Annotated in this window: 8 protein-coding genes; 5 read left to right on the top strand and 3 right to left on the bottom strand. The window is 64.6% G+C overall.

Translation table 11 applies throughout. The features are described from left to right. Positions 1 to 2: 2 nt before the first annotated feature. Genes IQ458_RS06380 through IQ458_RS06370 form a run of 3 tightly spaced genes read right to left on the bottom strand, consistent with a single transcriptional unit; the run spans position 3 to position 6,112 of the window. Complete coding sequence (locus tag IQ458_RS06380; RefSeq protein WP_203322254.1) at positions 3 to 1,571, bottom strand: serine hydrolase; 1,569 nt, start codon at positions 1,569 to 1,571, stop codon at positions 3 to 5. A 59-nt stretch (positions 1,572 to 1,630) separates the two neighbouring features. Beyond that, positions 1,631 to 4,639 (bottom strand): TonB-dependent receptor, encoded by a 3,009-nt coding sequence (locus IQ458_RS06375; protein ID WP_203322253.1) that lies wholly within the window; start codon positions 4,637 to 4,639, stop codon positions 1,631 to 1,633. Between the two features lie 42 nt (positions 4,640 to 4,681). Continuing rightward, the gene (locus tag IQ458_RS06370) at positions 4,682 to 6,112 is read right to left on the bottom strand and encodes a transglutaminase-like domain-containing protein (RefSeq protein ID WP_203322252.1); all 1,431 of its coding nucleotides are present in this window, start codon (positions 6,110 to 6,112) and stop codon (positions 4,682 to 4,684) included. A 376-nt stretch (positions 6,113 to 6,488) separates the two neighbouring features. Here IQ458_RS06370 and IQ458_RS06365 point away from each other — a divergent pair, with 376 nt between their 5' ends. Genes IQ458_RS06365 through IQ458_RS06345 form a run of 5 tightly spaced genes read left to right on the top strand, consistent with a single transcriptional unit; the run spans position 6,489 to position 12,005 of the window. Beyond that, the gene (locus IQ458_RS06365) at positions 6,489 to 7,883 is read left to right on the top strand and encodes a C40 family peptidase (protein WP_203322251.1); all 1,395 of its coding nucleotides are present in this window, start codon (positions 6,489 to 6,491) and stop codon (positions 7,881 to 7,883) included. Between the two features lie 7 nt (positions 7,884 to 7,890). Next, positions 7,891 to 8,988 carry a dipeptide epimerase gene (locus tag IQ458_RS06360; protein WP_183640269.1) on the top strand — a complete coding sequence of 366 codons (1,098 nt, stop codon included), beginning with the start codon at positions 7,891 to 7,893 and terminating at the stop codon, positions 8,986 to 8,988. A gap of 41 nt (positions 8,989 to 9,029) precedes the next feature. Further along, positions 9,030 to 9,893 (top strand): MurR/RpiR family transcriptional regulator, encoded by an 864-nt coding sequence (locus IQ458_RS06355; RefSeq protein ID WP_183640259.1) that lies wholly within the window; start codon positions 9,030 to 9,032, stop codon positions 9,891 to 9,893. Positions 9,894 to 9,912: 19 nt separating this feature from the next. Continuing rightward, the gene (locus IQ458_RS06350; RefSeq protein ID WP_203322250.1) at positions 9,913 to 10,713 is read left to right on the top strand and encodes a L,D-transpeptidase family protein; all 801 of its coding nucleotides are present in this window, start codon (positions 9,913 to 9,915) and stop codon (positions 10,711 to 10,713) included. After that, positions 10,710 to 12,005, top strand: a complete 1,296-nt coding sequence (locus tag IQ458_RS06345; protein ID WP_203322249.1) for an APC family permease — start codon at positions 10,710 to 10,712, stop codon at positions 12,003 to 12,005. The genes IQ458_RS06350 and IQ458_RS06345 overlap by 4 nt, the downstream gene beginning before the upstream one ends. Positions 12,006 to 12,012: the final 7 nt, after the last annotated feature.

Genomic DNA, 12,012 nt, shown 5'->3' with positions numbered 1-12,012 from the left:
TGTCAATCGCATCCGCCGGTCCGCTGGAAATCCAGGTCCGCATAGTCATAGCTGAAATCGGCGTCGGGATCGACGTGGGACAGGGTCATGCGTGGCGGCGTCCCCGCCGTGGCCGGATGAAACGCCAGCCAGGGCTCGGCGTCGACGCTGTCATCGTCCCAGTCCACCAGCCAACGGTCACCGACCTTCATCACCCGGCCCGCCAGCATCGGCGAACGCGCCGACTGGAATCTCACGCCGTCGTCCTTCATGCACAGGGCTACTTCGCCGAACCACGGATCACGGTATCGCCCCGTCTGTCCCGCCAGTTCCGTTCCGGTCGCGAATCGACGCGCGGAGGTGTCCGGTTTGCGTTTCTGCGCCGGTATCGCCGCGTCCTCGCGCGCGATGGCCTCGGCGTAGTGGGCCACCGACACCTTCTGCGCGGGTGCGGTGTAGTGCTTGGTCAATACTTCGCCCAACACGGAGCGGGCGTCCTCGCCTTCGCCATTGATCAGGATGACGATGCCGACTTTCCTGTCCGGCAGCAGGATGACCGAGGAATACATGCCGGCCAGCGTGCCGGTGTGCGCGACCTTCCAGACGCCGTCGACATCGGACAGGCGCCAGCCATAGCCGTAGGCGGAGAAGTGGCTGTTGTCCCACTCGCGCATCCGCGCGGAAACCGGCATCGGCATGTGCGCCGTCCACACCGCGCGGCGCTGTTCGGCGCCGAGCCAGGCCGGCTGCCGTTCCGGCGACAGCCACGTGCGCATCCAGGTCAGCATGTCGTTGAGGCTGCAGCGGATGCCGCCGGCGGCCATCGAGGTGATGTCGGGAACGATGGCGCCGTCTTCGCGAATCGGCACATTGCCCGCCGCGGTGCGCATATGCGGCTGGGCGACGTTGCCAACCTTTTCGCGGTTCCACTCGCCGACCTGGCAGCGGGTCATTCCCAGTGGTTCGAAAAGCTCCTTCCGCACCAGAACGTCATAAGGCGCACCGCCCGCAGCCGCCGCCACTTCGCCAGCGACCACGTACAGCAGGTTGTCGTAGGCATAGTGCGAACGGAAGCCGTGGGTCGGCTTGAGATGTTGCAGCCCGGCGATGATGTCCTGGCGGGTGAAGTCATTGGGCTCCGGCCACAGCATCAAATCCCCGGCCCCAAGACCCAGGCCGCTGTTGTGGATCAGCAGATCCCGCACCTGCATGTTCCGCGTCACCCACGGATCGTTCATGCGGAACTGCGGCAGGTACTTGGTGACCGGATCGTTCCATTCCAGCTTTCCCTGATCGACCAACCGGGCCAGCACGGTGGCGGTCATGGCCTTGGTGTTGGACGCGATCTTGAAGAGGGTGTCGGGGTTGATGTGCTGGCCAGTACCCACGGCCAGTTCGCCTTCGGTGCGCTGGTAGACGACCTCGCCGTCTTCGATGATGCCGACGGCGATGCCGGGCAATCGATAACGCTTGAAGGTCTCGTCGAACGCGGCATCGGCCCTGCTACGCTCGATGGCGATGGCGGAAAAAGAAATCCCCGCCAGCAGGAGGCAGGGAAGGAGAGGTATCCAACGATATCGGGTCTTGGGCATCCGCGGGTTCCGTACCGCTCTGGGCACTCCGGAACGAATCCGGAGTGCCCGCGGGTGACTCAGAAGTTATAGGTCACGACAAGCTGGGTGTAGCGCGGCGCCTGCCAGACCGTGCCTTCGCCAAAGTACGGCATCCGCACACCCGGCGTGCTCTCGTAACGGGAATGCACGTTGATCTCTTTCTGGTTGTTGAGCAGGTTGTACACCGAGAGGCGCGCCTTTAGATCGACACCTTCCACCGGCAGTGTCCAGACCACGCTGGCGCCCAGATCCCAAATCCACGGCATGCGGCCAAACGCACCGCGAGGGCTGTACTGCAACTGCCGGGTCTGCCAATTGGTACAGTCGTTCGTGGCCGTATCCGTGCACAGCCAGCCCGAACCGCCGCCGCTGAACTCGCCGGGACCGCCCGCCGAGCGATTATCGTTCGGCCACACCACACCGAACGCGGTGATGGGACCACCCGAGCGCACCGACAGCGTCGAACCAAAGCTCCACATTTCATTGAGCTTGTAGCTGCCGCGGAACTTGAACTGGTGGCGGTAGTCGTTGAACAGCACACCGTACCGCTCGTTGACGGCCGGATGATCGTAGTACTGCACCAGGTTGGTGTCCGCATAGCCGGTATCCGAATTAACCGGGCCTTCGATGTTGCCTTCGGATTTGGACCACAGGTAGCTGGCGTTGAACGCCCACTTGTCGTCCCACGCACGATCCACCTGGAATTCGACCGCCTTGTACGTACGCTTGGGTTTCTTGTAACCCATGATCGCACCGCTTCCGTTGGCCCTATAGCCATCTTTCGAGGAATCGAAGGTTACCCAATCGTTGGTATCCGGGCACCACAGGCGGGTGGTTTCACCGGGATTGATGATCGGCCAGTCGCCGGAGTACCACGGGCAGCCTTCGACGTGGTTGATGCGCGCGTCTTCCACGGCGCGGGTGACCTTGCGGTAGGTCGCGTTCACACCGTACGACCAGGCCTCGTTGATTGCCTGCTGGAAACCCAGAATGAACTCGTCCTGGAAGACCTGCTTGATGTTGTCAGCAACCGCCGTGCGCACGTCATCGGGCGCCGGCGCATTGCCATCGGTGTTGACTGGACCGATCTGCGGGCCCAGGTCAGGGTACAGATACATCTCGCCCGTTATGGGATGGGCACGTTCCGTCCACCCATTGAGGACGTAGTACGTATGCTCGTCGGTCGTTCCGCCGCCGAAGTAATCGGTCAGCTTGTTGGTCAGCGGGATGTAGTAGCGGCCCGCGTTGCCGAATACCTTGGTGGTGCCATCCCCCTTCATATCCCAGCTGAACCCGAAGCGCGGGGAGATCATGTCGGAGAAATCGGCCTTGGCGAAGGTCGCACCCGAGGCCAGCTTGTTGTGGAAGGCGTCGAAGCGCAGGCCCAGGTTGAGCAGCAGGTTGGGGGTTATGCTCCAGTTGTCCTCGATGTAGATGGCCTTGGCTTCCGTGCTGACCGGAGCGCCCGTGATGTAACGGCGCGCATCGATGGTCATGAGCACGCCGTCCGGAACGATCGCGTCGTTGGGCAGGATGGCGTTGGGGCCGAGGGCCTGCGCCTGATAGCTCACGCCATCGCCCGGGTAGATCGTGGAGCTAACGGAATCCATGATTTCGCGGTCGGCACCGAATCGCAGCAGGTGATCGCCCAGCGTCCATTCGAAATCCAGTCGCGCCGCTTCGCGCTTGTCCCAGCGATTGGTGATGCCGCTGGATTCCGGATAGCAACCTTCGTGGTCATCCAGGTCACCGAAAGCATTGGTATAGCTGTTGGCGAGCGTGACGATGCTGCAGAGATCCTGCACCGACGAGCTGTTGACCGCGCGCCGTTTGTTTTCGCCGTACATCGCCTTGGCGGTGAAGTTGCTGCCGAAGTGACCGGTATACGTCACCGACCAGTTGTCGCCGCCCGACCCGCTGGTGCCGTCGCCATCCCACGCGCCCCGCTGCCCGGTATCCCAGTCGTACGTGTAGTACGTGGTGGTCGAATCAGCCTTGTCGGAGAAAGCTAGCAGCTCCAGCAGATGATTGTCCGAGATCTGCCAGTCCAGCTTGGCGCCCCAGAAATCATTGTCGCTATCGGTGTATGCGGCTTCATTCCGATCGATGTCCTTCGGCCTGCTGTCACGCATTTCATACATCGCAAAGAAGAACAGGCGATCCTTCAAGATGGGACCTGATGCCCAGACGTTGGTCTTGTACAGCGGATTGCTGTCCCGGCTGGTGAGGCTACGCTCATCGTCGGTGCCATCGCGATGGAAGTGGTTCTCCTTGGAAGCGGCCCAGCCTGCCGGTTCCAGCGTCACTACGGCGCCGGCCTGGAATTCGTTGCTACCGGAACGCGTGACTGCATTGATCACGCCGCCGGTGCTGCGGCCGAACTCGGCGGAATAGCCGCCGGTCTTGATCTGGAACTCCTCGTAGAAATTGAACGGGACCGAGGAAAAGCCCTGGCGGCGATACGGGTCGGTGACATTGAGGCCGTTGATGTAGACGGCGTTTTCCGCCACCGACGAACCACCGAAGGTCAGGCCGCCGAAAGTGGCGCCTGAGGACACCACTCCCGGTGCCAGCAACGCGACCGAGGCCAGACTCTGGTCCACCGGCAAGCGGGCAATCTCGTCGCGGCGGATGTTGGTTGCCGATTCCACCGAGCGTACGTCCACGCGATTGACGACGCGCGAACCCACAACCTGCAGCGCGTCCAAATTCACCAGCCCACCTTCATTGCCCACATTGACGGTGGTCGTGCCACCAAGCGACACCTCGACCGCGATGGGCGTGCCCACGTTCTTGCCGGAACGCTTAATCTGCAATTGGTAGTCGCCGATTGGCAACTGGCTGAGGCGGTAGCTGCCGTCGGCACTGACGGTGACCGTGCGGCTCAGGCCGGTAGCCGGATTGGTCAACGTAATCGTGTCGCCCGCATTGGCGCGGCCCGCCACGGCACCGGTGACACTCTGCGCCATCACCATCGGCGCCATCGACGCGATGCACGTGCCCAGCGCGATACACAGCGCTGCTTTCTTCAAGGTCTTGCCATTCATCCCCGCTCTCTCCTGCTAGGTGTTGAAGTGATCCCGCCCGGTTTACTGGTCACTGCCCGCGATGGGCAGCATGGTCCATTCGAACTGGTAGTCCCATTGATCGAAATAGAGGTTGCCTCCGCGCCACTCGGCCTCGCCTCGCTGCGAATCCACCGTTTCCGAGCGAAAATGCCGCTTGGCCGGCACCAGCGGCTGCGAGAAGTCGTTGTTGAAGCTGATGCGGTAAGCGTCCAGGCCGCCGAAGTAGAAGTCGCGCAGGCCCGCGTCGTCGCTCTGCAGCGCGCCGGTGGTGACATCCATCGGTACCCAGCCATAGGGCGCCAGGTACATCCAGCCCCAGTCATGCATGTTGTCGTAGCCGACCTCCTCGTCCGAGTAGGTCCAGCCCGACTGCCAGCGCGCGGGGATGCCGTTGTAGCGCAGCAGCGTCATCAGCAGCAGGGTCTGCTGGCCGCAGTCGGCGTGATCCGAATGCAGGGCATAGTCGCTGATGTTGGAAATGGTCGAGTATTCGCGCGCGCCGCCCCAGGGGATCCGGTCCACCGCGTCGAACAGCTTCCTGGCGATGCGGTAGGGGTTCTTCTCGTCGCCCACCACCTGCGCCGAGAAGCGCTTGATGTCGTCCGTGAATGCGATGTGCGGTCCGCGTTCGCCCAGGTAGGGCGCGAGTTCCGGTGTCGCGGCGGTCGCTACGACCTTTTCCGGATCGAGATCGAAGTGGCGCGCGTGGATGGTCAGTTCATAGCTGATGGCGAACCGCGTCGGCTGCCCGGCCCGTGCGGTCTGCTCCATATAGACGGTACGTTGCGGCGTGCCTTCGGGCGCGATCCGCGATTTCTCCGGCGTGCTGCCGATGAAACGGATGTGTTCCTGCTGTCCCGCAATCGCCTGCGGATAAGGAATCCAGGCGCGCACCGTTTCGCCGGCCGGAACGGCATCCGGTTTCACCACCAGTGATTGGGTGACCCGCAAGCGGCGCGGCGCGATGCTGTTGGCACCGGTGGCGCGTGCCTGTTCCAGCGCCTCGCGATGATGCGGGTGCAGGCGTTCGAAGGGGCCCTCGGAGAACGGCTTGATCGGCGGCGCGCGACGCGCGGCGACATCCGGATACAGGCGGAACAGGTTCGACACCGAGCGGCTGAAGTAGCGCTTCTCGCCGTCGATGGTGAGCCGCTCGATCCGGTTGGCCTGATCCCAGTTGGCGAATTCCTCCGGCTTCAGATCCGGAATCTGCTTGCGCAGCTGTGCCAGCACATCCGCTTCGGTGAGCTGGAAATCCAGCCGGATCCGGCGCATGCGCTCGCGTTCGTATTGCAGCGCGTCACGCTGTTCATCGTCCAGGCCGGGCTGGGCGAGCGCACGCGCGATGGCCTGTTCGGCCTCGGCGAAACGGCCCGCATCCACCTGGGCGACGATGGCCGGTGGCGCCGGCGGCGGCAATTCGCCGGCAACGCTGGACGCGACGAGGGCCATCAGGAGTAATATCGGCCATGCAGTCGCACGCACGCGCACGGAACGCCCGGCACTCCGGTGCTCCCTTCGAATGGAACGGTTTCGCTGGCCCCCGCTGGCGTCCACGTCGATCACTTGCCCCTCAGCCGACTGGTCACCGTTGTGTAACACGACCGGAGAACCCGGTCAATAATTTATTCTTGAATCTTTCAGAAAAAGAAGTAAATATTCCTCGGAATCGACCCGGTCGTTTGCCGTCCGTGCAACACCAGGCCGTCGCATCCGTTCCGAGGGGAGGCAAATGAAACAAGACACCGGTGGTCCGGCCCGGCGACATGCCGCGCCAACATTCGCCTCGCGGGTTGCGCACCCGGCCTCCGGAATGCGGGGCCGTCGCATGCCTGGCCTGCTCCTTTCCGCCCTGTTGGTCCTGCCGGCGGGCGGATTGCTGGCCCACGAACCGGCACCCGCGCTGCCGGTTCCCGCGCACGCCGTCATTGGAGTGGAGGACCGGCACCTGGATCCGCAGTACTGGATCGACAAGCTCGCGCAGCCGGATCGCGTCGTCCTGGAGCCGCGGGCGATCGCCGCCCAGAACGAGCGCCTGCACGAGCTGGACCGCTCGGTCCACGACATCGAGGGATTGCCGGCGCATTTCAGCGCCGAGGAATTGCGCGAATGGGTGGGCAAGCTGTCCAGCCCGCCCACCCGAACGCTGTATGACGCGAAGGGACAGCCGGTCGACAAGGCCGCGCTTGACGCCATCGTCGCCAATGCCGCGCTCGACTCGGTGCCGGCGCGGAGCGACGTGCGCTACGCGCTGGTGGTCAGGCGCGCCGACCTGCGTACCTTCCCGACCCGGCTGCGGGTCTTCCGCGAGCCGGGCGACACGGACATCGATCGCTTCCAGGAAAGCGCGCTGTTCCCGGGCACGCCGGTAGTGGTCCTGCACGAAAGCCGCGATCGCCAGTGGTCGTTCGTGATCAGCCCGCTGTATGCGGCCTGGATTGAAAACGCCTACCTGGCCGAAGGCGCGCGCGAACAGGTGTTCGGCTACGCCCATCGCACGCCGACGCTGATCGTCACCGGTCCGACAGTGCATACGGTGCATACGCCGGAACAACCCGGCGTGTCCGAACTGCAACTGGACATGGGCGTGCGCGTGCCGCTGTTGAGCGACTGGCCGGCCGACAAGCCGGTGAATGGCCAGCATCCGTACACGTCCTGGGTCATCCAGCTGCCGGTGCGCGGCACGGACGGCAGACTGGAGCTGGTCCCGGCGCTGCTGCCGAAGAACGCCGACGTCGGCACCGAGTACCTTCCACTTACCCCGGCGCGACTGTTGCGGCAGGGTTTCAAGTTCCTCGGCGAACGCTACGGCTGGGGCCACTCCTACAACACCCGCGACTGCAGTGGCTTCGTGTCCGAGGTCTACCGCAGCTTCGGGGTGGAACTGCCGCGCAACACCAGTGACCAGGGCGTGAGCCCGGCGCTCAACCGCATCGCCTTCACCGACAAGGATGATCGCGAAGCACGCATGAAGGTCATCCGCGATCTGCAGGTGGGCGATCTGATCTACATCCCCGGCCACGTGATGATGGTGATCGGCAAGGAGAACGGCCAGACCTACCTGATCCACGACACCACCGGCATCACCTACAAGGATGGCCGCGGCCAGCTGGTCCGCGCCTCGCTCAACGCCGTGTCGGTGACTCCGCTGGAGCCACTGCTGGCCGGTGGTGACAAGACCTTCATCGATCGCATCTACAGCATCCAGAGAATCCGCCCCTAAGGCCCCCATGAAAATCACCGACATCCAGTTCGGCATGCTGCGCGTGCCGCTGAAAACCGCCTTCAAGACGGCCCTGCGCACGGTCGATACGGTGGAGGACATCGTGGTCATCGTGCGCACCGATACCGGCCATGTCGGCTACGGCGAAGCGCCGGCCACCGCGGTGATCACCGGCGATACCCATGGTTCGATCATCGAGGCCATCGCGCGTTTCATCAAACCGCGCCTGATCGGCCAGGAAATCGCCAACCTCAACCACATCACCCACCTCATCCAGACCGCGCTGGAGCGCAACACCAGCGCCAAGGCCGCGGTCGAAATCGCCGTCTACGATCTGTTCGGCCAGCTGTATGGCGCGCCGCTCTACAAGATACTCGGCGGCGGCGATCCGGTAATCACCACGGACATCACCATCAGCGTCGACTACATCGACAAGATGGTGGCCGACTCGATCAACGCGGTCGAGCGTGGTTTCGAATCGCTGAAGATCAAGGTGGGCAAGGACATCGGCCTGGACATCGAGCGGGTCAAGGCAATCTATTCGGCGGTGGAAGGACGCGCGCTGCTGCGTCTGGACGCCAACCAGGGCTGGACCGCCAAGCAGGCGGTATTCGCCATGCACAACCTGGAAGACGCCGGCGTGGTGCTCGAACTGCTGGAACAGCCGGTCAAGGCGCAGGACATCGATGGCCTGAAGTACGTCACCGACCGGGTACATACACCGGTGATGGCCGACGAGAGCGTGTTCGGCCCCACCGAGGTCATCGATCTGATCAAGATGCGCGCGGCCGACATCATCAACATCAAGCTGATGAAGACCGGCGGCATTTCCAACGCGGTGCGCATCGCCGACATCGCCTCGCTGTACGGCGTGGAATGCATGATCGGCTGCATGCTGGAAACCAGCATCAGCGTTGCCGCGGCGGTGCACCTGGCGGTCGCCAAATCGCAATCGATCACCAAAGTGGACCTGGACGGCCCCTCGCTGTGCCAGTTCAACCCGGTGGAGGGCGGGGTCATCTTCAACGAATCAGAGATCTCCATCACCGACGCGCCGGGGCTGGGCATCCAGACCATCCATGGCCTGGAACTGATTTCGGTCTGACCCCTGGACCGACCCGACACAGGATGGGATAAAGAGCGCACATGCCGCCCCTGGTCAAAATCCGATCCGAACGCGACCACATGTCGGCGATCGAACGCCGCATCGCCGACTTCATCCTCGAGAACGCCCACCTGCTGCGCGACTACTCCTCGCAGCAACTGGCCAGCGCGCTGGGCATCAGCCAGTCCAGCGTGGTGAAGTTCGCGCAGAAGTTCGGCTTCAAGGGTTATCCGGATCTCAAGTTCTCCATCGGCGAGGCCGTGGCCCGCAATGGCGGCGCGCCGCAGCCGCGGCAGGCCGAAGACGCGGGCGACGCGGAAGGCGAAAACAGCGCCTACCAGCGCCTTGAGGCCGGCCTGCGCCGTGGCAAGGCCGCCGCCGAGGAAGAAACCCGGCTGCTCAATCCGCCAGCCAACATCGAACACATCGCCGGCCTGATCCATGGCGCGGGCAAGGTGTTCGTCTATGGCCTGGGCGACGATGGCCTGTTCGCGCGCGAGTTCGCGATGCGCCTGTCGCTGCTGGGCGTGCTGACCGTGCACCATGCCGATCCCATCCTGATGATGGCCAACCTGTCGGCGGCCCGTCCCGGCGATGTGCTGCTGGTGTTCTCCGAGTTCGGCAAACTGCCCACGCTCTCGCAGATCAGCCGGCAGTTCCAGGACGCCGAAGGCAAGGTGGTGTCGATCACCCGGCATACGTCCAACCCGCTGCGGGCGCATGCCGACACATCGCTGGTGGTATCGGCGCATGATTCCGCCCCGCACGTCGAAGCGCTGCTCTATCGTTCCTCGCTGCAGTACCTGCTGGACGTGTTGTTCGTCCTGCTGTGCCACAACCACGACGACCGCCATCGGCAGTTGAACATCAATCTGGAAAGGATCCAGCACCTGCTGGATTCCTGATCCCCGTCCCGGAGCCGCCATGGCCTCTGTGTTCCGCTTCGCGCTGTCGAACCTCGTGCTGGCCACCGCCCTGGCGGCCAGCCTTCCGGCCCATGCGGCGTCCTCCCCGGTGACGGCGCAGGTGGCATCGGCCTGGCGGCAGGCGCAACAACTGATCCTGATCGTAACGCCAGGCTGGGACGCCAGCGGGGGGAGGATGCAGACGTTCGAACGCCTCGGCGAGAGCTGGCGTGCCACGGAATCGCCGGTGCCGGTCACCATCGGCCGCAGCGGTGCCGCGTGGGGACGCGGCCTGCATCCCGCGCAGGCGGACGGCCCGCAGAAACGGGAAGGCGACGGCAGGGCGCCAGCCGGCGTGTTCACCCTGGGCGAAGCCTTCGGCTATGCCGCCCAGCGCGATACCGGGCTGGCCTATGCGTCCATGCACGCGTCGCATTACTGCATCGACGTGCCTGCCTCGCCGCTCTACAACCGCATCGTCGACCGCGACGCGGTCGGCGCGGCCGCGGTCGAAGGCTCGACCGAACCGATGCGCCGCGACCTGCACGCCGATGGCGATGTCCGCTACAAGGAAGGCTTCGTGATCCAGCACAACCCCGACAACGTCAGTGGCGCCGGCAGTTGCATCTTCGCCCATCTGTGGAAGGCGCCCGGCGAACCGACCGCGGGCTGCACCGCCATGGCCGAGCCGATGATGGATCGCCTGCTCGCCTGGCTGGATGACAAGCGGCATCCGGTGTTCGTGTTGCTGCCCGAGGCCGAGTACCGGCGCCTGCGCGCCGACTGGCAATTGCCCGCGATCACGGAGGCCGCCCCATGAGCGACGCCACCCCCAATCCCGGCTTCGTGCGCGCGGTCAGCCGCTGGCAGATCGTCGGACTATCGATCAATGACGTCATCGGCAGCGGCATCTATCTACTGCCGGCCGCCACTGCGGTGCTGCTGGGTCCGGCCAGTGTATGGGCGGTGCTGCTGGCAGGCCTCGCGGTTGCCCTGCTCGTGCTGTGCTACGCGCAGGCAGCCAGCTATTTCGATCAGCCCGGCGGCAGCTACCTGTATGCGCGGGAAGCGTTCGGCCCGTTCGTCGGCTTCGAGATCGGCTGGATGGTCTGGCTGACCCGCATCGCCTCGGCCGCGGCGCTCAGCAACGGCCTGGCGGATGCGACCGCGCGGTTCTGGGCGCCAGCCGCGTCCGGTGGCGGACGCCTGGCGGTCGTGGTGGGCTCGCTGGGCCTGCTGACCCTGATCAACGTCATCGGCGTGAAGTCGGCCGCACGCACCGGCGTGGCGCTGGTCATCGGCAAGCTGCTCCCGCTGGCGCTGTTCATCCTCATCGGCGTGTTCTACATCGATATCGATCTGCTTCGCAGCGGGGAACTGCCGCCTATGCGCAATCTGGGCGAGGCGGCATTGCTGTTGCTGTTCGCCTATGCCGGTTTCGAGAACATCCCCGCGGCGGCCGGCGAGTTCAAGAATCCGCGACGCGACGTGCCGTTCGCGCTGCTCACGATGATCGCCACCGTCACCCTGATCTATGCGGCGGTGCAGCTGGTCGCGCAAGGCACCCTGGCGGGATTGGCCCTGTCGAAGACGCCGCTGGCGGATGCCGCCGCCAGTTTCAGCGGCGAGGGCCTGGCCCTGATCCTGACCGTCGGCGCGACCATTTCCATCCTCGGCACGAACAGCAACACCATGCTGTTCGGTCCCCGCGTGCTGTATTCGCTGGCGGAAGACGGCTTCGGCCCGCGCGCGCTCGCCAGCATCCACCCGCGCTTCCATACCCCCGCGGTGGCGATCGTGACCCAGGGCGTGCTCGCTCTGGCCCTGGCGCTGTCCGGCTCTTTCGTGCAGCTCGCGCTGCTGTCGGTGGTGGCACGCCTGTGTGCCTACATCGGCACCACACTGTCGGTGCTCGTGCTGCAGCGCCGCTACGCCGACCATCTAGGCGCGCTGAAGTTGCCCGGTGGCCCGCTGATTCCGCTGGCCGCGCTGATCCTGTCGCTCGGCCTGCTCGCCAGCGCCAACATCGGCAACCTGCTTGCCGCCGCGGTCGCATTGGTGATCGGTGCGGTGCTGTATCTGTTCCGGCGCAGGGTGCCGGCGAACGCCTGACGCGGTT

Source organism: Pseudoxanthomonas beigongshangi (genome assembly GCF_016820515.1).
Lineage (GTDB): Bacteria > Pseudomonadota > Gammaproteobacteria > Xanthomonadales > Xanthomonadaceae > Pseudoxanthomonas_A > Pseudoxanthomonas_A beigongshangi.
This window is presented reverse-complemented; position numbering and strand designations above follow the sequence as displayed.